Origin of the sequence: Brenneria izadpanahii (assembly GCF_017569925.1) — a bacterium.
GTDB classification, from domain to species: domain Bacteria; phylum Pseudomonadota; class Gammaproteobacteria; order Enterobacterales; family Enterobacteriaceae; genus Brenneria; species Brenneria izadpanahii.
In genome coordinates this window covers 803,388-825,638 of record NZ_CP050854.1, presented here as the reverse complement: position 1 = coordinate 825,638, position 22,251 = coordinate 803,388, and the positions used below count along the sequence as shown (strand labels likewise).

General features: G+C 54.5%; 20 protein-coding genes. 4 read left to right on the top strand and 16 right to left on the bottom strand.

Translation table 11 applies throughout. The features are described from left to right. Positions 1–52: 52 nt before the first annotated feature. From coaE to yacG, 3 genes are all read left to right on the top strand, one after another. A complete protein-coding gene (gene coaE / locus HC231_RS03680; protein WP_208229777.1) occupies positions 53–679 on the top strand; it encodes a dephospho-CoA kinase in 627 nt (208 codons plus the stop codon). Continuing rightward, positions 672–1,424, top strand: a complete 753-nt coding sequence (zapD, locus tag HC231_RS03675; RefSeq protein ID WP_208229776.1) for a cell division protein ZapD — start codon at positions 672–674, stop codon at positions 1,422–1,424. Before coaE ends, zapD begins: the two co-directional genes overlap by 8 nt. A gap of 88 nt (positions 1,425–1,512) precedes the next feature. Beyond that, positions 1,513–1,710: a DNA gyrase inhibitor YacG gene (yacG, locus tag HC231_RS03670; protein ID WP_208229775.1), complete on the top strand. Its 198-nt coding sequence runs from the start codon at positions 1,513–1,515 to the stop codon at positions 1,708–1,710. Positions 1,711–1,753: 43 nt separating this feature from the next. Here the strand turns inward: yacG and mutT are convergent, their stop codons facing one another. From mutT to secM, 3 genes are all read right to left on the bottom strand, one after another. Beyond that, the gene (gene mutT, locus HC231_RS03665) at positions 1,754–2,149 is read right to left on the bottom strand and encodes an 8-oxo-dGTP diphosphatase MutT (protein ID WP_208231209.1); all 396 of its coding nucleotides are present in this window, start codon (positions 2,147–2,149) and stop codon (positions 1,754–1,756) included. A 131-nt stretch (positions 2,150–2,280) separates the two neighbouring features. After that, positions 2,281–4,983 (bottom strand): preprotein translocase subunit SecA, encoded by a 2,703-nt coding sequence (secA, locus tag HC231_RS03660; protein ID WP_208229774.1) that lies wholly within the window; start codon positions 4,981–4,983, stop codon positions 2,281–2,283. Positions 4,984–5,080: 97 nt separating this feature from the next. Continuing rightward, positions 5,081–5,593 carry a secA translation cis-regulator SecM gene (gene secM, locus HC231_RS03655; protein WP_208229773.1) on the bottom strand — a complete coding sequence of 171 codons (513 nt, stop codon included), beginning with the start codon at positions 5,591–5,593 and terminating at the stop codon, positions 5,081–5,083. Between the two features lie 28 nt (positions 5,594–5,621). Here secM and HC231_RS03650 point away from each other — a divergent pair, with 28 nt between their 5' ends. Next, positions 5,622–6,149, top strand: a complete 528-nt coding sequence (locus HC231_RS03650) for a DUF721 domain-containing protein (RefSeq protein ID WP_208229772.1) — start codon at positions 5,622–5,624, stop codon at positions 6,147–6,149. Between the two features lie 12 nt (positions 6,150–6,161). On the opposite strand, the gene lpxC is transcribed toward HC231_RS03650, so the two are convergent. The 13 genes from lpxC to HC231_RS03585 form a co-directional block, all read right to left on the bottom strand. Further along, entirely contained in the window at positions 6,162–7,079 is a 918-nt protein-coding gene (gene lpxC / locus HC231_RS03645; RefSeq protein WP_208231208.1) for a UDP-3-O-acyl-N-acetylglucosamine deacetylase, read from the bottom strand. Positions 7,080–7,181: 102 nt separating this feature from the next. After that, positions 7,182–8,330: a cell division protein FtsZ gene (ftsZ, locus tag HC231_RS03640; protein ID WP_208229771.1), complete on the bottom strand. Its 1,149-nt coding sequence runs from the start codon at positions 8,328–8,330 to the stop codon at positions 7,182–7,184. 68 nt (positions 8,331–8,398) lie between these two features. Continuing rightward, the gene (ftsA, locus tag HC231_RS03635) at positions 8,399–9,655 is read right to left on the bottom strand and encodes a cell division protein FtsA (RefSeq protein ID WP_113864971.1); all 1,257 of its coding nucleotides are present in this window, start codon (positions 9,653–9,655) and stop codon (positions 8,399–8,401) included. Continuing rightward, positions 9,652–10,503, bottom strand: coding sequence for a cell division protein FtsQ (gene ftsQ / locus HC231_RS03630; protein WP_208229770.1), 852 nt, complete (start codon positions 10,501–10,503; stop codon positions 9,652–9,654). Before ftsQ ends, ftsA begins: the two co-directional genes overlap by 4 nt. Position 10,504: 1 nt before the next feature. Beyond that, on the bottom strand, positions 10,505–11,425 hold the full coding sequence (locus tag HC231_RS03625) for a D-alanine--D-alanine ligase (protein WP_208229769.1): 921 nt from the start codon (positions 11,423–11,425) through the stop codon (positions 10,505–10,507). An 8-nt stretch (positions 11,426–11,433) separates the two neighbouring features. Then, entirely contained in the window at positions 11,434–12,894 is a 1,461-nt protein-coding gene (gene murC / locus HC231_RS03620; RefSeq protein ID WP_208229768.1) for a UDP-N-acetylmuramate--L-alanine ligase, read from the bottom strand. 66 nt (positions 12,895–12,960) lie between these two features. Beyond that, positions 12,961–14,052, bottom strand: a complete 1,092-nt coding sequence (murG, locus tag HC231_RS03615) for an undecaprenyldiphospho-muramoylpentapeptide beta-N-acetylglucosaminyltransferase (protein WP_208229767.1) — start codon at positions 14,050–14,052, stop codon at positions 12,961–12,963. Then, positions 14,049–15,251, bottom strand: coding sequence for a cell division protein FtsW (gene ftsW, locus HC231_RS03610; protein WP_208229766.1), 1,203 nt, complete (start codon positions 15,249–15,251; stop codon positions 14,049–14,051). The genes murG and ftsW overlap by 4 nt, the downstream gene beginning before the upstream one ends. Beyond that, a complete protein-coding gene (gene murD / locus HC231_RS03605) occupies positions 15,251–16,567 on the bottom strand; it encodes a UDP-N-acetylmuramoyl-L-alanine--D-glutamate ligase (protein WP_208229765.1) in 1,317 nt (438 codons plus the stop codon). The genes ftsW and murD overlap by 1 nt, the downstream gene beginning before the upstream one ends. Positions 16,568–16,570: 3 nt before the next feature. Next, a complete protein-coding gene (gene mraY / locus HC231_RS03600) occupies positions 16,571–17,653 on the bottom strand; it encodes a phospho-N-acetylmuramoyl-pentapeptide-transferase (protein ID WP_208229764.1) in 1,083 nt (360 codons plus the stop codon). After that, complete coding sequence (murF, locus tag HC231_RS03595) at positions 17,647–19,008, bottom strand: UDP-N-acetylmuramoyl-tripeptide--D-alanyl-D-alanine ligase (RefSeq protein WP_208229763.1); 1,362 nt, start codon at positions 19,006–19,008, stop codon at positions 17,647–17,649. Before murF ends, mraY begins: the two co-directional genes overlap by 7 nt. Next, on the bottom strand, positions 19,005–20,492 hold the full coding sequence (gene murE / locus HC231_RS03590; protein WP_208229762.1) for a UDP-N-acetylmuramoyl-L-alanyl-D-glutamate--2,6-diaminopimelate ligase: 1,488 nt from the start codon (positions 20,490–20,492) through the stop codon (positions 19,005–19,007). The genes murF and murE overlap by 4 nt, the downstream gene beginning before the upstream one ends. Then, on the bottom strand, positions 20,479–22,242 hold the full coding sequence (locus tag HC231_RS03585) for a peptidoglycan glycosyltransferase FtsI (protein ID WP_208229761.1): 1,764 nt from the start codon (positions 22,240–22,242) through the stop codon (positions 20,479–20,481). Before HC231_RS03585 ends, murE begins: the two co-directional genes overlap by 14 nt. Positions 22,243–22,251 lie beyond the last annotated feature (9 nt).

The window sequence follows — 22,251 nt, the reverse complement described above, 5'->3', positions numbered from 1 at the left end:
CTGTTTGGGATAAAATCAGATAAATTTATCCATTAACTTTAAAAATCGGCATATGACCTATATCGTAGCCTTAACCGGTGGCATCGGCAGTGGGAAAAGCACGGTAGCCGATGAGTTCTCTAAACTTGGGGTGGACATCATTGATGCGGATGTCATTGCGCGTCAGGTTGTTGAACCCGGAACCCCAGCCCTGGAGGCGATCAGGCAGCGCTTTGGCGATAGTATCCTTAACGCCGATGGTTCTTTGAATCGCGCCGCGCTGCGTCAAAAAATCTTTTCCTCCCCGGAGGAGAAACAATGGGTGAATCATCTGTTGCACCCGTTGATTCATGCGGAAACGCAGTCTCAATTTCAACAAATCACCGCTCCCTATGTATTGTGGGTTGTGCCATTACTGATAGAGAACGGTTTGCAACAATATGCGCAACGTGTTCTGGTTGTCGATGTGAACCGGGATACCCAGCTTGAACGCACGCTTGCCCGAGACGGCGTTAGCCGTCAACAGGCAGAAAACATATTGGCGGCCCAGGCGACTCGCGAACAACGTCTGGCCCATGCCGATGATATTATTGATAATAACCGTAGCCAAAGAGAGCTTGCTTCACGTGTTGCTGAACTGCATCAACGTTATCTTGAGCTCGCCGCCTCAGCCGCTAACAGGATTACTAAGCATGAGTGACGCTTCCTCAACCATTTTATTTGAACATCCGCTAAACGAAAAAATGCGTACCTGGTTGCGTATCGAGTCGCTGCTACAGCAATTGCACCATAACCATTCCCTGATTGATATGGGAAGCGCGATGACGTTTTTCCGCGCCGTTGCCGACCTTATGGACATCCTAGAACGCGGAGATGTTCGGACTGAACTGTTGAAAGAACTGGAACGCCAGCAGCAAAAGTTACTGCAATGGAGCGATGTTCCCGGCGTTGATATGGAGCGGATCCACTCTCTACGCCGACAGTTAAAAGAGCAGTCAACCGAACTGATGGCGGCGCCGAGGATGGGGCAAATATTGCGCGAAGATCGTCTGATCGGCATGGTCCGTCAACGGATCAGCATTCCGGGCGGCTGTTGCAGTTTCGATTTGCCTACCCTGCATATCTGGCTTTATCAGCCGCAGGAGCAGCGCGAGCAATTGGTTTCCGGCTGGCTCAATTCATTGTCGCCGTTAAAGAAATCACTGACTATGGTGCTGGAATTGATTCGTCATTCCGCGACTTTTCGTCCGCAGATTAGTCTAAACGGCTTCTTTCAGGATAATGCGTCGGACGCCGAGCTTTTACGCTTACGTATCGATTTGGCCCACCAGCTTTACCCGCAAATATCGGGTTATAAAACGCGCTACGCCATCCGTTTCCTATCGTTGGATAGCGAGAACGGACAGATCCCGCCTCGCCTGACGTTTGAGTTGGCCTGTTGTTAATTAATATGATTTATAAACAGTTAGTTAGAGTATACCCCATAGATTTCAACGCTACTGTTTGAAAGATAAAAGGTATAGGAGAAACCCTATGGATAATGACGTGCTCATCGTAAAATGCCCGACCTGTAAAAAACCAGTCGAATGGAGCGAAAAAAGCACTTATCGCCCGTTTTGCAGCAAACGCTGTCAGCTTATCGATCTGGGGGAATGGGCGGATGAAGAAAAGCGTATCCCCAGCGACGATATCATTTCAGATAGCGAAGAGTGGAGTGAATCTCAGCGGTAAGGAGCCGCATAACGACCGCTTTTCAGCGGTCTAACGTTAACGCTCAATGAGATTTCAACCAGCGGATCATTTCCGCATTCGCTGGCGGAAACTCATCTTCCAGCAATTCATCGGCCCTCAGCCAGCGAGATGCCTGCCCTTCACGGCCATACGGCTCTCCCCGCCAATGCTCCACCAGATAGAAATGCAGCGTAATCATGCGTTCGGGCGTAGAAAAGGTTTTGTTGTTTAACGGCTGCGGATTTTCCACCTCAATGCCCGTTTCCTCGCGCAACTCGCGAATCAACGCTTGCTCCGGGGTCTCCCCCGCTTCAACCTTTCCTCCGGGAAACTCCCACATACCGGCCATATGAACCCCTACCGGCCGACGGGCAATAAAAAATTTTTGCTCAGCATTGCGAATGATGCCCACCGCAACGGATAACTGCTTTTGCTCCATCATACGTCCCACCAAGTAAAAGGCGGCCTGCGACCGCCTCAGACTATCGACAAAGTAGCCTGCGTTGCCCAATCAGGAAGAGAGGGTTTGTCAGCACTTCCCTTTACATTATGACTCAATTCAACGCTCAGTTACTTCTGTAAACGGCCGTGACATTGCTTATATTTTTTCCCGGATCCGCAAGGACATGGATCGTTGCGACCGATTTTGCGATCCACCTGAACAGGCATGCCGCTATCCTGGCTGACCTCCTCCTGATGACTCAGTTGCTGCTGACGAGCCAGACGTTCAGCTTCTTCACGACGCTGCTGCTCCAGCGCCTCGATCTCTTCCGGCATACGGACCTGAACCTTGCTCAGCGTGCTGATCACTTCATATTTCAGCGATTCCAGCATGGCGGCGAACATGGCGAAAGACTCACGCTTATATTCCTGTTTGGGATCCTTCTGCGCATAGCCGCGCAGGTGAATACCCTGACGCAGATAGTCCATTGCCGCCAGATGCTCTTTCCACAGGGAGTCCAGCGTTTGTAACATAACGCCTTTCTCAAAGTTGCGCATCACTTCGCTGCCAACAATCTCTTCTTTGCGCTGATAAACCTCGACGGCCTGTTGGAAAATACGTTCGCGCAGCGTTTCTTCATGCAGCTCTGGCTCTTTATCCAACCATTCCTTAATCGGCATTTCCAGATCAAAGTCATTTTTCAGACGCTGCTCCAGACCTTCAACGTCCCACATCTCTTCCAGCGACTGCGGCGGAATATAGCTATCAATCGTCACTTTGAAGACATCTTCGCGAATGCTGTTGATGGTTTCACTGATATCGGAAACATCCAGCAGTTCGTTACGCTGGGAGTAAATCGCCCGCCGCTGGTCATTGGCGACATCATCATATTCAAGCAGTTGCTTACGAATATCAAAGTTGCGGCTTTCCACTTTACGCTGCGCATTGGCAATCGCCTTGGTCACCCAGGGATGCTCAATCGCCTCGCCGGGTTTCATACCCAATTTACGCATCATGTTGGAAACACGGTCGGAGGCAAAAATACGCATCAGCGCATCTTCCATCGACAGATAGAAGCGGGAAGAGCCCGCATCCCCCTGACGGCCGGAACGACCGCGCAGCTGGTTATCGATACGACGGGATTCATGACGCTCGGTACCGATAATATGCAAACCGCCGGCAGCCAATACCGCATCATGGCGTTTTTGCCATTCCGCTTTAATCTCAGCAATCTGCGCCTCATCCGGGTTTTCCAGCTGCGCGATTTCAGCCTGCCAACTGCCGCCCAGTACAATATCCGTACCGCGGCCAGCCATGTTGGTAGCGATCGTGACGGATCCCGACTGCCCCGCCTGGGCGATGATATCCGCTTCCATGGCGTGGAATTTAGCGTTCAATACGTTGTGTTTAATGCCGGCTTTATTCAACGCCTGGGAAACGACCTCTGATTTCTCAATGGAAATCGTACCCACCAGTACCGGCTGTCCTTTCGTCGAGCGCTCTTTGATATCTTCAATGATGGCGTCAATTTTTTCATGTTCCGTCATGTAGACCAGATCGGGCAAATCTTTACGGATCATCGGACGGTTGGTCGGAACAACGATGGTATCCAGCTTATAAATCGAGCTGAATTCAAAGGCTTCCGTATCCGCCGTCCCCGTCATCCCGGCCAGTTTTTCATACAAACGGAAGTAATTCTGGAAGGTGATTGACGCTAATGTCTGGTTTTCATTCTGAATAGCGACATTCTCTTTCGCTTCCACCGCCTGGTGTAAACCATCGGACCAGCGGCGTCCTTGCATGGTACGGCCGGTGTGTTCATCCACGATGATGACTTCACCATCTTTCACAATGTAGTCCACGTCACGAGCGAACAGCACGTGAGCGCGCAAAGCGGCGGTAACATGGTGCATCAGCATAATGTTGGCCGGCGAATAAAGCGACTCGCCCTCGTCCATGATGCCTTCCTTCACCAGCAACTCTTCAACCAACACCAGGCCGCGTTCCGTCAGGTTTACCTGACGCGATTTTTCATCGACAGAAAAGTGGCCTTCGCCATGGAAGGTGTCCGAATCTTCTTTCTCCTGACGGATCAGATGAGGAATAATTTTGTTAACGCGGATATAAAGTTCAGAGCTGTCTTCCGCCGGGCCGGAGATAATCAGCGGCGTACGGGCTTCATCGATCAGAATGGAGTCGACCTCATCCACCAGCGCATAATACAGTTTACGCTGCACACGCTCTTCCGGGCTGAAAGCCATATTGTCGCGCAGATAGTCAAAACCGTATTCGTTATTGGTGCCGTAAGTAATGTCCGCGGCATAGGCTTCGCGTTTAGCCGGCGCCGGCATCCCTGGCAGGTTAATACCTACAGTCAGCCCCAGGAACTCAAACAGCGGGCGGTTGTTTTCCGCGTCGCGTTGCGCCAGATAATCGTTCACCGTCACGACATGAACGCCTCGCCCGGTCAGCGCATTGAGATAAGCAGGCAGCGTCGCCGTCAGCGTTTTACCTTCACCGGTGCGCATTTCAGCGATACAGCGTTCATTCAACACCATCCCGCCGATTAACTGAACGTCAAAGTGGCGCATACCAAACACGCGTTTACTGGATTCACGCACCACGGCAAAAGCTTCCGGCAGCAGGCTATCCAACGATTCGCCTTTTTTCAGACGTTCACGGAATTCATTGGTTTTCGCTTTCAGCTCTTCGTCTGAAAGCTTTTCCATATCGGGTTCCAGACGATTAATAATATCGACTTTCTTGCGCATGCGGCGCAGGGTACGTTCGTTACGGCTACCAAAAATTTTTGTTAATATATTCATGACCATAATAAATTTAATCTCACAAACGCCACTCATCCAGTGGCTGCACAACATCAAAAAACTGGGGAAAATCCTGCAGCTATTAATTAGGAATCAATATTTTTCAACGATGGAAATATGGGCCGGCGCGAATGCCGCGAACCTGGGCCAGCCAGATCCCTATCTGATGGTGTGTTGCTGGAAAAGAGGATAATCGCCCTGTACGGCGAATAATGGTTGGTGGTTTTTCTTCGCGCGTTAACAACGCATTCAGCGTATCCAATAACACCAGAGAATGCGAAGGTAAGTCATCATCCTGCTGTGCGTTTATCTGTTGCGGCGCGGTCAGTGCAAAAGAAAGATGACGTATTACCGTACGAATGGCATGCTGGTGCCAGTAATCCACGCCAAAAGAAGATCGGCGATGCGCTTCTTTCAACGCCACCAAATCAGTAAGGCTGAGTGATGCACTATTCTGACGGCTGACGCTGGAAGCAGAATCAGATAACGGAACAATCTTCTGCGACGCATTCAGACTGCTCGGCAAGCCAAGACTCGCCGCGACCATCCCCAATAAGAGATGCGGCCAGAAATAACGTCTGCCAAATTGTCGCCAACGATTTAGAATACCGATCACTAGTTTAACGTCCGTCGGAGCCTGATTTATGCGTGATAGCCGCCCACAATCACTGGAATCTCTGTTTGATAGCGCATCAGGTGCGGGTGCTGGACCGCTGCGTGATGTGCAGCAGCGCGCTATCGCGTTATTAAAACTTAACCGGGCTGTACGCGGAATACTTCCCGCACAGTTGCATCCCTGGTGCCGCGTCGCCAACTATCGGCAAGGGCTGCTGGTGCTGGAAACCGCCAACGCTAACTGGTTGATGCGGTTACGTTATGAACAACCAGCATTACTCTCGGCATTACGCGCCCAAATATTACCATCATTGGCCTCAATCGACATCAGGATTAATCCAGCGCTCGCCGCAAAAGGACATGAAATAGTGAAAAACCGTGAGATCACCGCCCCTGAACAGGCAGATCAAAAGCCATTACGTCAGTTAAGCGAACAAAGTGCGGAAACCTTGAGGGGATTAGCGAGCCACAGCCCGGAGAAATTACGCAAAATACTAGAACGACTGGCCTCACTGGCCGGAGAGAGTACCAGTAAAACCAGTCGCACTAAGAAGTAACGATCTTAAGCGTTAAGCCAATACGGTCGACGGCGCTTTAAATGCCAACGGCATTTCCGCATCGTCTTCAAACGTGACGTATTCCCACGCTTCCTGCTTGGCCAGCACTGCCTGCAACAGTTTGTTATTCAAGGCATGTCCTGACTTAAACGCAGTAAAGGCGCCGATGATGTTATGGCCGCACATAAACAGGTCGCCGATGGCATCCAGCATTTTATGGCGCACGAACTCATCTTCGAAACGTAACCCGTCTTCGTTCAGCACGCGATAATCATCTACCACTATCGCACAATCGATACTGCCGCCCAGGCACAACCCGCGAGACTGCAGATATTCGATATCACGCATAAAACCGAAGGTACGCGCACGACTTATCTGGCGCACGAAAGCATCGGCAGAAAAGTCCAGGCGATAACGCTGAGAGCCTGCATCAATAGCCGGGTGGTTGAAATCGATGGTGAAGTCCAGGCTGAAACCGTTAAACGGAGTCAACTCAGCCCATTTATCGCCATCCTCAACCCGTACAGGCTGTTTGATTCGCACGAATTTCTTGGCGCTGTTCAGCTCTTCGATACCCGCATCCATCAGCAGGTAGACAAAGGGACTGGCGCTGCCGTCCATAATCGGAATTTCCGGTGCGTCAACTTCAATGACAATATTGTCAATGCCTAACCCTGCAAGCGCAGCGTTAAGGTGCTCCACCGTAGAAATACGCACGTCATGCTCATTAACCAGGCAAGTACAGAGCATGGTATCACGCACGGATTTGGCATCAGCCGGAAAATCAACCGGTGGATTCAAGTCAGTGCGACGATAGATGACCCCGGTATTTGCCGGTGCAGGACGCATGGTCAGGGTAACTTTCTTGCCGGTATGCAAACCGACCCCTGTCGCCTGAACAATACGTTTTAATGTACGTTGTTTGATCATCATTTTATCTCGCATGTTACTGAACCTACCGACCTAGCATACACTAGGCTCGGTGGTACAGTTTAGCACAAAGAGCGGAGATTCCAACGTTATACGGCGGTATTAATCCGCCTGCTTACGCAGAAACGCCGGGATATCCAGGTAATCTGGCTCTTTATTGGTCTGCGGGTTCTGATCGTTAACCACCTTGGCCGCAGGTTTTTCCTGCGTCAGCGGCGTCATGCCGTGCTGCTGATAGCGATGATCCATAACCGGCTGAGACTGCTTGTTCGTCACCAGGGTAATTTCCGGACGTTTGTCCATGCCGATGCCGGTAGCGACCACGGTAACGCGCAGTTCGTCGTTCATTTCCGGATCAAGCGACGTACCGATAACCACGGTAGCGTTGTCAGAAGCGAATGCACGGATGGTGTTACCTACCGTTTCGAACTCATCCAAGCGCAGATCGAAGCCAGCCGTGATGTTAACCAACACGCCACGCGCGCCAGACAGGTCGATATCTTCCAGCAACGGACTGGAAATTGCCATTTCAGCGGCTTCTTCCGCACGGTCTTCGCCACGCGCCACGCCCGATCCCATCATGGCATAACCCATTTCCGACATCACGGTGCGCACGTCGGCAAAGTCAACGTTCATCAAACCAGGACGCGTAATCAGCTCGGCGATACCCTGAACCGCGCCTTTTAAGACGTCGTTCGCCGCGCCGAACGCATCCAGCAAGGAGATGCCGCGGCCGAGAACTTTCAACAGCTTATCGTTCGGAATGGTGATAAGGGAGTCGACATGCTTAGACAACTCGGCAATCCCCTGTTCCGCGAAAGCCATACGCTTCTTACCTTCGAAGTTGAAAGGCTTGGTTACGACGGCGACCGTCAGGATCCCCAGGTCTTTCGCGACTTCAGCAACAACCGGCGCGGCGCCCGTACCGGTGCCGCCGCCCATGCCTGCGGCGATAAACACCATGTCGGCGCCTTCAAGCGCGGTGCGCAGCGCTTCACGGTCTTCCTCCGCCGAGTTCCGGCCGACTTCAGGGTTCGCACCGGCACCTAAACCTTTGGTGATGCCGCTTCCGATCTGAATCGTTTGGCCCACTGCTGTCTTACGCAATGCCTGAGCATCCGTATTCACAGCAAAGAATTCGACGCCTTCGATGCGTTCACGCACCATGTGTTCGACAGCGTTGCCACCACCGCCACCGACGCCGATGACTTTTATCACCGCGTCGTTGGTTAATTCCATTGGTTCAAACATAGTTTCTCTCCGCTTTGTGCCTGTAACTTCGAGATCATAAACTGTGCTAAATGATCTCTTTGATAAAATTAAAATTCTTTCCTCAGCCAGCTATTGATTCTTTTGAACCAGTTGCTTACTGAAGCGCGTTTTTCGACTTCATGCTCACCGCCCAGGTGAGACTCCTTGCCGTAATGCAGCAACCCGACCGCCGTGGAGTAGTAGGGTTCCTGCGCATAATCTGTCAGACCTGTAATATTTAATGGCTGCCCGATACGCACCTGGGTGTGAAACACACGCTGCGCGCAGGCCGCCAGGCCGTCTATTTGCGCGGCGCCACCGGTAAGTACGATGCCTGCCGCCAGATGGTGCTTGACGCCTTGTTGACGTAACTGCTCCTGCAACTGTAAAAGTTCATCGTTCACCAAATTCAACAGTTCGGTGTAACGCGGTTCAATCACTTCCGCCAGCGTCTGCCGTTGCAAACTACGCGGCGGCCGTCCCCCTACGCTGGGGACTTCAACATTCTCATCTTTACTGACAATCGAACCCAATGCGCATCCGTGGCGGACTTTTATCGCTTCGGCGTCCGTCGGCGGCGTACCAAAAGCGTAGGCGATATCGCTGGTTACCACGTTACCCGCATAAGGGATAACCTTGGTATGCCGCAAGGCGCCGCCGGTATAAACAGCGATGTCCATCGTTCCGCCGCCGATATCCACGACGCACACGCCCAGTTCGCGCTCATCTTCCGTCAGTACGGCATAGCTGGATGCCAGACCGGCGAAAATCAGTTGATCCACTTTAAGGCCGCAACGTTCTACGGCCTTAACGATATTCTTCGCCATATCGTTATGGCAGGTAATCAGGTGGACCTTCGCCTGCATACGCACGCCGGATAACCCCACCGGATTTTTGATCCCTTCCTGGTAATCAATCGCATATTCCTGCGGAATCACATGGAGAACGCGGTGTTCGTCGCGCACGCGTACCGACTTGGCGGTATGCACCACGCTTTCGACATCCTCCTGCGTGACTTCCTCTTCCGAAATAGGCACCATTCCTATCTCATTCTGACAGCTGATATGTTTGCCTGAAAGCGCCAGATATACCGAAGATATCTGGCAATCCGCCATCAGTTCAGCCTGGTCAATCGCACGCTGAACGCACTTGACGACCGATTCAAGATCGTTAACGCCGCCTTTATCCATACCGCGTGACGGGCAACTGCCTACACCGATAATATTGACCATGCCATCGGGCAGAACCTCCCCTACCAGCGCAGCCACCTTTGCCGTACCGATTTCCAGCCCAACTACCAGTTTTCTGTCCGTCGACTTGATCATTGTTGTTTAGCCTGTGCCTGATTCTGATTACTGTTCTGTTGCTGATCAATGTCTTGCTGCTGATCAATAAATGCCGGTCCCCACCCTACCGCCGCGCCAGAGTCATAACGCAGATCGACATAGCTGATACGTTTGCTATCGCTCTGCGCCTGGCGTTGCAACAGCGGATAGAGCTCAATAAAGCGCTCCAGGCGCCGGGCCCGATCGTCCCGTCCCAATTCAAGACGAGTATCATCACTCAACCCCAGTTGCCATGAGTGCCGGGCGCTCATCGCCACCATTTTCAGGGTAAACTTCCCTGCGGCCAGCGCCTGGCTCATGGTCCGATAGCCTTCCAGAACTTCTACTTCACTGCCTTCCGGGCCGTATAATAACGGCATTTTACGGTTGCCGATGCGCTCGGCCGGCACGCTGAAAGAATTCCCTTCGGCATCAACCATCAGTAGGTCATTCCAACGCGCAACCGGAACATATTCAACCAGATGAATCTTCAATTCATCCGGCCACTGTTTACGAACACTGGCCTGTTTGATCCACGGCAAACGTTCAATCTGCTGTTGGATCACGTTCACATCCTGTGTCATAAACGTTCCCGGCGAACCCAGCGCTAAAATCGTCTGACGAATATCGTCATTAGTGGTGTATTGCCTTTCTCCCGTCACCACCATTTTGGACAGAGGCAGACGACTAGCGTCTTTCATCCATCCCACTACCATCCAACCGCCCCAGACGATCGTTCCTACTACCATCAGCAGGAAAATCAATCCCGCCAATTGGCCTCCGTTACTGCGACGCGCGCCCCTCAATTCGGGATCCCGTCCGCGTGTATTCAGCGCTGCCTGCGACATATCAGTCGGCCAGCTCCAAAATCCTGGCAACCAGTTGCGAGAAGGTCAGACCGTGTTGCCGCGCCGCCATCGGCACCAGACTATGGCTTGTCATTCCCGGCGAAGTATTCACCTCCAGCAGATAGACGGAACCGTCGCTGTCCATCATCAGATCCACCCGGCCCCAGCCGCTGCAATCCAGCGCGCGATAGGCCGCCATCGATAGCTCCGCCAGTTCCTGCTCTTTTTCGGACGACAAACCGCTTGGGCAAAAGTACTGCGTATCATCCGACAAATATTTCGCTTCATAATCGTAAAATGTGCCCGCGGCCTGAATACGAATAGAAGGCAGAACTTCATCGCCAAGAATACCGACCGTATACTCCGGGCCGCTGAGCCATTTTTCGACCAGGACTTCGTCATCATGGCGGAACGCTTCTTCCAACGCCGCCCGTAATTCGCCGTCCTGGCTCACCTTGCTCATACCGACGCTGGACCCTTCGCGGCTTGGCTTTACAATCAGCGGCATGCCTAAATGGGCGAATTTCACCGACAGCTCATCTTGACCGGCGGCGGCAAACTCTTGCTGGCTCAGGGCGACATAAGGCGATACCGGCAACCCTAATGCCCGCCACACCAGTTTGGTGCGCAGTTTGTCCATCGTCAGCGCAGACGCCATCACGCCGCTGCCGGTATAGGGTAGTTGTAAAAACTCCAGCAAACCTTGCAGGGTGCCGTCTTCACCGCCACGCCCATGCAGCGCGATGAAAACCTTAGTGAATCCTTCGTCCTTCAGATGCGTTACCGGAAACTCGCGCGTATCGACAGCGTGAGCATTGATCCCCGCTTCTTTCAAACCTTCCAGCACCGCCTGACCCGAAAGCAGCGACACTTCACGTTCGGCAGAGGTTCCACCAAGCAATACGGCAACTTTCTCAGTCATGATGTTCCTCATTCACTTATCTGTGGCTGTAGCCTGGAATCAGCCAGTTTCCGCGCCAATTTGCCGATATTGCCGGCGCCTTGAACCAAGACCAAATCTCCGTCGCGTAGCGCCTGTGACAATAGTTCCGGTAAGGTATCCACATCGGTGACCAAAATCGGATCAATCTTACCGCGTCCGCGGATGGTGCGGCACAACGAGCGGCTATCCGCGCCGGGAATCGGCGATTCGCCTGCCGGATAAACATCCAGCATAAACAAAACATCCACCTGCGACAGAACATGAGCGAAGTCATCATATAAGTCGCGAGTACGCGTATAACGGTGCGGCTGAAAAATCATCACCAGACGTTTGTCCGGCCATCCTGCGCGCGCCGCCTTGATTGTGGCGTCGACTTCGGTCGGATGGTGGCCGTAATCATCCACCAGCATGGCGCTGCCGCTTTGCCCGTTAACCAGCTCCAGCGGGTATTCGCCCAGGAAATCAAACCGCCTGCCGGTACCTTCAAACCGTTCCAGCGCCCGCAGAATCGACTCATCATCAATGCCTTCATTCATCGCTACGGCGACAGCGGCGGCCGCATTCAACGCATTATGGCGACCAGGAGCGTTCAGCGTCACATTCAGCAGCGGTTTGTCCAGGCGCGCCAGCGTGAAGTGTCCTTGCGCGCCGGTCTGCCGGTAGCTGGCGATGCGCACGTCGGCATCATCGCTGAACCCGTAGGTGGTGATATGACGTCCGACCCGGGGCAACAGCTCACGGATGACATCATCGTCCACGCACATCACGGCCCGCCCGTAAAACGGCAAATTGTGCAAAAAGTTAACGAACGTCTGTTTCAGGTTTTCAAAATCACCCTGATACGTATCCATATGGTCGGCTTCGATATTGGTTACTATCGCCACCACCGGCTGCAAATGCAGGAAAGACGCGTCGCTTTCGTCCGCTTCCGCAATCAGATAACGACTGGAGCCCAGACGCGCATGCGTGCCCGCCGCCTTAACCAGACCGCCGTTCACAAACGTCGGATCCAACCCGGCCTCGGCATAAATACTAGCGACCATGGCCGTCGTCGTGGTTTTGCCATGCGTTCCCGCCACCGCGATGCCATGGCGAAAACGCATCAACTCCGCCAGCATCTCCGCCCGACGAATCACCGGAATACGCGCCTCATGAGCCGCCACTATCTCCGGGTTATCGGCGGAAATTGCGCTGGAAACCACGACGACACTGGCATTGAGCACATTTTCAGCCCGGTGGTGAAAATAGATCTGCGCCCCCAACTCGCTCAACTGTTGAGTCACGGCGTTCGGCGCCAGATCGGATCCGCTTATCTCATAACCTTCATTAGCCAACACTTCGGCGATACCGCCCATGCCGGCGCCACCGATGCCGACAAAGTGGATGTGCCGGACGCGGTGCATCTCGGGCACGATTGAACGCAGTTTCGCCAGTTGTTGAGTATTCACTTTTTTCTATCGCTACCTTGTTTAATCCCCGAACGGCCGAGCCGTCCGGCGTACTGTATTAATTAATCAGCTATGAACCACGTGGCCGGTTCGCCCGCCTGCTACGGCGATCACCACCTCCGCCACGCGCTCCGTCGCATCGGGAATCGCCACCGAGCGGGCCTTTTCCGCCATCGCCATCAACGTGGCGCGATCCCAGCCAGCCAGAACCTCACTCACAGATGCGACATTGAACTGTGGTTGTTCGATAATCTTCGCCGCTCCCGCTCTTTCCAGCGACAGAGCATTCCAATATTGCTGGCGATCCTTATGCTGGAAAGGGACAAACAGCGCCGGCAATCCGGCCGCGGCGATTTCACTGACGGTCAGCGCGCCGGAGCGACAAACCACCACGTCTGCCCAGGCATAGGCTTCCGCCATGTCATCAATAAATTCAGCGATCTTATGCTGCGTCAGCCCAAGCTGCCGATAAGCCTGCTGAACCTCATCCTGCGCGCCTTTCCCCACCTGATGCCAAATCGTAACGCTGTCGCCCAACTTCGCGGCGACGCCCGGCAGCGTCTGATTAAGGATTCTCGCCCCTTGACTTCCGCCGATCACTAGAACTCGCACCGGTCCGCTACGTCCGGCCAGACGCGTTTCCGGCGCGGGTAAAGCCAGCACATCCGTTCTTACCGGGTTGCCGACCACTTCCGCTTTCGGAAACGCCCCCGGAAAGGCCTGCAACACTTTTTTGGCGATATGCGACAGCCAACGGTTGGTCAGCCCGGCGATGCCATTTTGTTCATGCAGCACCACCGGCACGCCGCACAACCAGGCGGCTAAACCGCCGGGACCGGAAACATAACCGCCCATCCCCAGCACGACGTCAGGCCGATAGCGCCGCATGATGGCCCGCGCCTGACGAACGGCCTGGAAAATGCGTAGCGGCGCGCTTAACTGCGCCTTCAACCCTTTACCTCGCAGCCCGGAGATACGGATGAAATCAATTTCAATGCCATGTTTGGGCACTAAATCCGCTTCCATACGATCCGCGGTGCCCAACCAGCGCACCTGCCAGCCTTGAGCCATCAGATGGTGCGCAACGGCGAGTCCGGGGAAAACATGCCCCCCCGTGCCGCCGGCCATCACCATCAAACGCTTTCCTTCGCCACTCATCTGGCACTCCTCGTAAACGCCTGCGCTTTTGTCAGACGCGTTTCAAAATCAATACGTAACAATAAAACGATGGCCGTCGACATAATAAGCAGACTCGAACCGCCGTAACTGATCAGCGGCAACGTCAGCCCTTTGGTCGGCAGCATGCCCGCCGCCGCGCCGACGTTTACCAACGTCTGAAAACTGAACCAGATGCCGATAGAACAGGCCAAAAAACCTGAAAAACGCTGATTAATCTCCAGCGCCCGCCGCCCGATAGACATCGCACGAAAAGCGACGAAGAATATCATTAACAGCGCCAAAACCACACCGATATAGCCGAGTTCTTCGCCTAAAATGGAGAAAATAAAGTCGGTATGCGCTTCCGGCAGATATTCCAGCTTCTGCACCGAATTGCCCAGCCCTTGCCCCCATAGCTCGCCGCGGCCGAACGCCATCAGCGACTGCGTCAACTGATAGCCGCTGCCGAACGGATCTTCCCACGGATTCCAGAAGGAAGTCACACGCCTCATACGGTAAGGTTCGGCGATAATCAGCAGGCAGACGGCGAAAACACCACAGCCGATAATGGCCAGGAACTGCCACAGTTTCGCGCCGGCTAAAAACAGCATCGCCAACGTCGTAATAAACAGCACCACCACCGTTCCCAGATCCGGCTGGGCCAGCAGCAGCACGGCCAGCACCACCATCACGCCCATCGGCTTACAGAATCCCCAGAAATTGTTACGCACTTCTTCGACTTTGCGCACCATATAGCTGGAGAGGTAACAAAACAGCGCCAGTTTGGATAACTCCGCGGGCTGAATACGCAGCGGCCCCAGCGCTATCCAGCGCGACGCCCCGTTGACCGAGCTGCCGATCGCCAGCACGACCAGCAGCAGCAGCATCGCCGCCAGCAGCAGTATCGGGCTATAACGTTGCCAAATCTCCATGGGAATGCGCAGCGTCACCAGAGATAATGCAAAGGCCAGCCCCAGATAGAGCGCATCTCGTTTGGCGAACAGGAAAGGATCGTCCGCCAGACGTTGTCCAATCGGCATCGAAGCCGACGTCACCATCACAAAGCCGATGACGGCAAGCCCGAACGTCAGCCACACCAGGGTACGGTCGTACAGCACAAGGCTCAGCGAATCGCTTTCCCGCGATCCCATAACCCAGTGTTTTAGACGTTCGATAAATGCCAGCCCAAAGAACCGCATCAGCCCAGTTCCTCCGCCAAGCGGGCAAACTCATCGCCCCGTTGTTCAAAACTGCGGAACTGATCGAGGCTGGCGCAGGCGGGCGACAATAAAACCATGTCGCCGGGCGCTACGCGCTCCGTTATCAGCCGTATGGATTGCTCCATTGTTTCCGTTTCTTCTGCGATTTCAGGCCGTAGCGCCGCCAGTTGCCGGCCATCGCGGCCGAAGCAATAAAGCCGGATGTTGTCGCCCTGAAAATAACGCAGCAGAGGCGAGAAATCGGCGGACTTGCCGTCTCCCCCCAATAACAGGTGCAAGGTGCCCTCGACCTGCAAGCCGTTTAATGCCGCTTCGGTACTGCCGACGTTGGTGGCTTTGGAGTCATTGATCCAGCGCACGCCATTGTTTTCCCAAACCAGTTGGAAACGATGCTTCAGTCCGGTAAAGGCGGTCAGTGCGGTTAACGCCGACGAACGGGGAATGCCGACAGCGTCGGATAAAGCCAGAGCGGCCAGCGCATTGGTGTAGTTATGCTGCCCCACCAGCTTAATTTCCCGGGTGTTCAATACCCGCTCGCCCTTAATTCGCAGCCAGGTTTCCCCCTGCTGACGGTTCAGGTGGTAATCGCCGACGTCGACACCGAAACTAACGCAGCGTTCATCCGCGCCGCGAATTGGCATCGTCAGCGCATCGTCCGCATTAACCACGCACACTTTAGCGTTTTCATAAATACGTAACTTAGCGGCGCGATACTGTTGCAAACCAAGCGGATAACGGTTGGTATGATCTTCGGTCACGTTCAGAATGGTCGCCGCCGCAGCCTGTAAACTGCTGGTCGTTTCCAGTTGAAAGCTCGACAGTTCCAGCACATAGAGCTGACATTCATGCTGAAGCAATTGCAGCGCGGGCAGACCGATATTCCCCCCCACGCCGACCTGCCAGCCGGCGGCTCGCGCCATATCTCCGACCAGCGTCGTCACCGTGCTCTTACCGTTGGAGCCGGTAATCGCCACGATAGGCGCCTGGGCTTCACGACAAAACAGCTCGATATCTCCGACGATCTCGATTCCGGCGTCCGCGGCATCGCACAGTATGGGAGTAGACAAGGCGATGCCCGGACTGGCCACGATCAAATCGGCGTCCATCAGCCAATTTTCGTTGAGATCGCCGAGATGGCGCTCCACGCTTTCCGGCAACTTATCCAATCCGGGCGGACTGACACGGGTATCCACCACGCGAGGCGTCACGCCGCGCGCAAGAAAGAAATCAACACAGGAGAGACCGGTTAGCCCCAGCCCGATAATGACGACTTTTTTACCCTGATAGTCCACCATATCTTACCGTACCTTCAGCGTTGCCAGGCCAATCAGCACCAGCATCAGCGAAATAATCCAGAAACGTACAATCACGCGCGGTTCCGGCCACCCTTTAAGTTCATAATGATGGTGAATCGGGGCCATGCGGAAAATACGCTGGCCGCGCAACTTAAAGGATCCCACCTGCAAAATGACCGACAGCGTTTCCACCACGAACACGCCGCCCATAATCACCAGCAAAAATTCCTGACGCAGCAACACCGCGATCGTGCCCAACGCGCCGCCCAACGCCAGCGAACCCACGTCGCCCATGAAAACCTGTGCCGGGTAGGTGTTGAACCACAGGAATCCGAGTCCTGCGCCCACAATCGCCGTACACACAACCACCAACTCGCTGGCATGCCGGATATAAGGAATATGCAGATAACCGGCGAAATTCATATTCCCCGTCGCCCAGGCGACCAAGGCAAATCCCGCGGCGACAAACACCGTCGGCATGATAGCCAGACCGTCCAGACCATCGGTCAGGTTCACCGCATTGCTGGTCCCGACAATCACAAAGTAGGCCAACACGATATAGAGCAACCCCAACTGCGGCATAACGTCTTTAAAGAACGGCACAACCAGCAGGGTTGCCGGCGTGTCCTTGCCGATCGAATACATGACAAACGCCACCACCAGCGCAATCAGCGACTGCCAGAAATATTTCCAGCGCGCAATCAGCCCCTTGGTATCTTTGCGCACCACTTTGCGATAGTCGTCAACAAATCCGACCACGCCATAACCCAGCAATACAACCAGTACGCACCAGACATACGGGTTAGCGAGATTCACCCACATCAGCACCGAAACCGTGATGGAGGCCAGAATCATCACACCGCCCATCGTCGGCGTTCCCCGCTTGCTGAAATGCGACTCTGGCCCGTCATTACGCACCACCTGCCCTATCTGCAACCGCTGCAGCCAGGCGATCAAATGCGGCCCCATCCATAAAGAAATCACCAATGCGGTCAGCAGGCTGACGATGGCCCGGAACGTCAAATAAGAAAAGACGTTAAAGCCGGAATAAAACTTGACCAGATGCTCGGCCAGCCACACTAACATGTTGCATTCTCCTGTAATGCGCGTACTACCTGCTCCATCGCAGTGCTCCGTGAACCTTTAACCAAGATGCTTATTATTTTGTGTTCAGATACCAACGCGCCAAGTCGTGAAACCAGTGCGGCTTTATCCTGAAAATGTTCGCCATTGCCGCTCGCTCGGCCAATCAATTCGCTTAACGTCCCTACGCTTAATACCTTGTCGATGCCTGCCGCGCGCGCGGCTTCCCCCACCTGACGATGGCACTCCGGCGCCTCTTCGCCCAGTTCTCCCATATCGCCAACGACCATCACGCGGTATCCCGGCATTTCGGCAAGCACTTGCGCCGCAGCCGTCATGGAACCGACGTTCGCGTTGTAGCTGTCATCCAGCAGCAGTTTCCCTTCCGCCAGCTCGATCGGGAACAACCGTCCCGGCACCGCCTTAAGCTGCGCCAGACCGGCTTTAACCGCCGTCAGGGGCGCGCCAACGGACATGGATAGCGCGGCGGCCGCCAACGCATTCGCCACGTTGTGACGCCCCGGCAAAGGCAGCATCACGTCAACCTGCCCGAACGGCGTATGCAGATTGAACCGCGTCCCCTGGGCAAGCACTTCTATGTCGCAGGCAAAAAAATCGACATCGCCGGCTGCCTGCGGTGAAAAGCGCCATAGCGTTTTATGGTTCAGCATCGTCTGCCAGTGCGGAAAATCGTTGCTGTCCGCGTTAATAATCGCCACGCCATCAGCCGGCAGACCGGCAAAGATCTCGCCTTTCGCCTGGGCCACGCCGGCCAGAGAGCCGAAGCCTTCCAGGTGTGCGGCGGCAAGATTGTTGACTAGCGCGCTTTCCGGACGCACCAGATCGACGGTATAAGCAATTTCGCCGATATGATTAGCGCCTAATTCAATGACGGCGAACTGATGCTCAGGCGTCAGACGCAATAGCGTTAACGGTACGCCGATATCATTGTTAAAGTTGCCGGCGGTATAAAGAACATTGCCGCATTGACGCAGGATCGCGGCGGTCATTTCCTTGACGGACGTCTTGCCGGAAGAGCCGGTCAACGCCACTACGCGGGCATTTGACTGTTCTCTTACCCAGCCGCCCAGTTTTCCCAGCGCCAAACGGGTATCTTTCACTAACAGCTGCGGCGCATTAACAGGTAAGCGCTTACTGACCAAAAACGCAGCGGCGCCGTTCTTTAACGCCTCTTCGGCATAGTCATGCGCATCAAATTTTTCGCCCTTTAAAGCGACGAACAAGCACCCGGCTTTCAGCTTGCGCGTATCGGTTGAAACCTCGTCAATCTCGACGCTTTCGCCAATCAATTTAGCGTCCAGCACGGAAGCTATCTGCTGCAGGGAAACGCTAATCATGCGATCACCCCCAGCAAACGGGCGACGGTAATACGGTCCGAATAGTCCAAACGGCGATTGCCAACCAGTTGGTAATCCTCATGGCCCTTGCCGGCAACCAGCACCACATCATTCTCTTTCGCCTGCATGACGGCGCTGGTAACGGCCTCGGCGCGGCCATGAATAACCTGGACGCGTCCTGCATCCAGCAGGCCGGATAAGATATCGTTGATAATGGCGGCCGGCTCTTCAGTACGCGGATTATCGTCGGTCACCACCACGCGATCGGCCAGTTGCTCCGCTATTCCCGCCATAAGCGGGCGCTTACCTTTATCACGATCGCCGCCGCAGCCGAACACGCACCACAATTGTCCGTCACAGTGCAACCGAGCCGCTTCCAGCGCTTTCTCCAGCGCATCCGGGGTGTGGGCGTAATCCACCACTACCGTCGGCCTGCCTGCGGCATGAAAAACTTCCATCCTGCCGCACACGGGCTGCAGGTGCGAACCGCTGCCGACCAGTTGACTCAAGGAATAACCAAGCGAAAGCAGCGTTGCCAGCGCCAATAACAAATTGCTGACGTTAAATGCCCCCATCAGATGGCTTTCGATCTCGCCATGACCCCAACTGGAATCAAAACGGATAACCGTACCGTTATCGTGATAGTCGACGCCGGTAGCCTTCAGCCAGCGCCCGCGACAGCCGGGAATCAGATTATTTTCCATGGTAACGGCGACGGCGTCGGGCAACTTATCCAGCCAGCGGCGGCCGACTTCATCATCCGCATTGATAATCATCTGGCCTACACGGTGATCGGCGAACAGCGACCATTTAGCCGCTTCGTAATGTTCCATATCGCCATGATAATCAAGATGATCGCGGCTCAGATTAGTGAACACCGCGGCGGAAAACGGCAGCGCGGCGACGCGGCCCTGCGCCAAGCCATGCGAGGATACCTCCATAGCGGCGAACGTCGCGCCCTGATCAACCAGTTGCCGCAAAACGTGCTGTACATCCACTGCCGAGCCGGTGGTGTTTTCCGCCGGGACTATGCGTCCCAGCAAACCGTTTCCGACCGTACCCATTACCGCGCTGGTTTCGCCCAATGCCTGGCTCCACTGCGCCAATAGCTGCGCCGTCGTCGTCTTGCCATTGGTGCCGGTCACGCCAATCAGCTGCAGTTTTTCGGCTGGCTGTTGATAGAAACGTCCCGCCAGCGCGGAAAGACGCTGGTTCAGATTGCTGAGATAAACCACCGGGACTCCATGCGTTTCGCGCACCGTACCATCGGAGGCTTCATCTTCTGCTTCGGCGATAATCGCCGCCACGCCTTGCGCAATTGCCTGCGGAATATAGCGCCGTCCATCTGTTTTGTGGCCGACGACGGCGACAAACAGATCCCCGGCAGCCGCATTACGGCTGTCTAATGTCATTTCCCGCAGCGCACAGGCCGGGGCGCCCTGCACCCACGGCGCTAATAACTCGCGCAAATTACGATCTGCCACCTGAACCCTCTTTTCTATTAATTACAAACTCATTTTTGTCACCTGAGGGCAATGCGTCCGGTTCTACGTTCATCGTGCGCAGAACTCCCCCCATGATGGCGCCAAATATCGGTGCCGAAACCGCACCGCCGTAATATTTGCCGGCTTGAGGGTCATTGATGACAACAACCAGAGCAAACCGTGGGTTACTGGCTGGCGCGACGCCCGCCGTATAGGCAATGTATTTATTGATGTACTTACCATCCGGCCCGACCTTTTTCGCCGTCCCGGTTTTTATTGCAATCCGGTAGCCTTTAATGGCCGCCTTGGTACCACCGCCACCGGGCAGAGCGACGCTTTCCATCATATGAACCACGGTACGCACCAACGCTTCAGGAAACACGCGTTCGCCCGCGACCGGCGGATCAACTTTGGTAATCGACAACGGGCGGTAAACCCCGAAGCTGCCGATGGTGGCGTAGACTCGCGCTAACTGTAACGGTGTTACCATTAGCCCGTAGCCGAAAGAGAAGGTGGCCCTCTCTATGTCAGACCACCGTTGTTTTTGCGGGTATAAGCCACTGCTTTCTCCGACCAACCCCAAATTGGTCGCTTTCCCTAACCCCATACGAGAGTATGTATCGACTAACGCAGAGGAAGGCATCGCTAACGCCAGCTTGGAAACGCCGACGTTACTCGACTTCTGGAGGATCCCGGTAAGGGTCAACTCGCTGTAACGCGCCACGTCTTTGATTTCGTGGCCGTTAACGTAATACGGCAGCGTATTGATAACGCTGTTCTCTTTTATCACCCCGCGTTGCAGCGCGGTCATTACCACCATCGGCTTCACCGTAGAGCCGGGTTCGAAAATATCGGTAATGGCGCGGTTGCGCATAATGTCTTTAGGCGTGCCGGACAGGTTGTTGGGGTTATAAGACGGGCTGTTCGCCATCGCCAACACTTCCCCGGTGTTCACATCAACCAATACCGCCGTACCGGATTCCGCTTTGTTAAACGCCACGGCGTTGTTCAGTTCGCGGTACACCAGCGCCTGCAAACGTTCGTCTATGCTCAACACCAGATTATGCGCGGCCTGACTGTCAACGGAGGAGATATCTTCGATCACCCGGCCAAACCGATCCTTACGCACGGTTCGTTCGCCCGGCTGCCCGGTCAGCCAGCGATCGAAACTTTTTTCGACGCCTTCAATGCCCTGACCGTCAATATTGGTAAAGCCGATCAAATGGGAAGTCACCTGGCCCGAAGGATAATAGCGACGGGACTCCTGACGCAGGTTAATGCCGGGCAGCTTCAGCTTATGAATATATTCGCCAATCGCCGGGTTAACCTGGCGCGCCAGATAGACAAAACGCCCTTTGGGATTGGCGTTAATCTTGGCGGCCATTTGATCCAGCGGAATTTCGAGCGCGTCGGAAAGCGCTTTCCAGCGCGTGTCCTGCGTGATGCCGCCATGATCGTTCAATTCTTTCGGGTCGGCCCAGACCGCGTTTACCGGCACGCTGACCGCCAGAGGACGCCCCGCGCGATCGCTAATCATGCCGCGGGCCGTCGGCACTTCCTGCACGCGCAGGGAACGCATGTCGCCTTCACGAACCAGCTTATCGGGATTGATCACCTGAAGATAAGCAGCGCGAACCATAAGCCCGACCATGGCCAGCAGGATGCAGCCGCAGAGCAACGCAAAACGCCAGCTCACAAAGCTGGCTTGGTCTTCCTGGCGTTTTAATCTTCCTATACGGGCTGCTTTCATGCTTAATTG

What these genes read in the sequence shown, in the direction of transcription:
- coaE (WP_208229777.1), top strand. Translation starts at nt 53, where the DNA reads ATGACCTATATCGTAGCCTTAACCGGTGGCATCGGCAGTGGGAAAAGC.
- zapD (WP_208229776.1), top strand. Translation starts at nt 672, where the DNA reads ATGAGTGACGCTTCCTCAACCATTTTATTTGAACATCCGCTAAACGAA.
- yacG (WP_208229775.1), top strand. Translation starts at nt 1,513, where the DNA reads ATGGATAATGACGTGCTCATCGTAAAATGCCCGACCTGTAAAAAACCA.
- mutT (WP_208231209.1), bottom strand. Translation starts at nt 2,149, where the DNA reads ATGGAGCAAAAGCAGTTATCCGTTGCGGTGGGCATCATTCGCAATGCT.
- secA (WP_208229774.1), bottom strand. Translation starts at nt 4,983, where the DNA reads ATGGTCATGAATATATTAACAAAAATTTTTGGTAGCCGTAACGAACGT.
- HC231_RS03650 (WP_208229772.1), top strand. Translation starts at nt 5,622, where the DNA reads ATGCGTGATAGCCGCCCACAATCACTGGAATCTCTGTTTGATAGCGCA.
- lpxC (WP_208231208.1), bottom strand. Translation starts at nt 7,079, where the DNA reads ATGATCAAACAACGTACATTAAAACGTATTGTTCAGGCGACAGGGGTC.
- ftsZ (WP_208229771.1), bottom strand. Translation starts at nt 8,330, where the DNA reads ATGTTTGAACCAATGGAATTAACCAACGACGCGGTGATAAAAGTCATC.
- ftsA (WP_113864971.1), bottom strand. Translation starts at nt 9,655, where the DNA reads ATGATCAAGTCGACGGACAGAAAACTGGTAGTTGGGCTGGAAATCGGT.
- ftsQ (WP_208229770.1), bottom strand. Translation starts at nt 10,503, where the DNA reads ATGTCGCAGGCAGCGCTGAATACACGCGGACGGGATCCCGAATTGAGG.
- HC231_RS03625 (WP_208229769.1), bottom strand. Translation starts at nt 11,425, where the DNA reads ATGACTGAGAAAGTTGCCGTATTGCTTGGTGGAACCTCTGCCGAACGT.
- murG (WP_208229767.1), bottom strand. Translation starts at nt 14,052, where the DNA reads ATGAGTGGCGAAGGAAAGCGTTTGATGGTGATGGCCGGCGGCACGGGG.
- ftsW (WP_208229766.1), bottom strand. Translation starts at nt 15,251, where the DNA reads ATGCGGTTCTTTGGGCTGGCATTTATCGAACGTCTAAAACACTGGGTT.
- murD (WP_208229765.1), bottom strand. Translation starts at nt 16,567, where the DNA reads ATGGTGGACTATCAGGGTAAAAAAGTCGTCATTATCGGGCTGGGGCTA.
- mraY (WP_208229764.1), bottom strand. Translation starts at nt 17,653, where the DNA reads ATGTTAGTGTGGCTGGCCGAGCATCTGGTCAAGTTTTATTCCGGCTTT.
- murF (WP_208229763.1), bottom strand. Translation starts at nt 19,008, where the DNA reads ATGATTAGCGTTTCCCTGCAGCAGATAGCTTCCGTGCTGGACGCTAAA.
- HC231_RS03585 (WP_208229761.1), bottom strand. Translation starts at nt 22,242, where the DNA reads ATGAAAGCAGCCCGTATAGGAAGATTAAAACGCCAGGAAGACCAAGCC.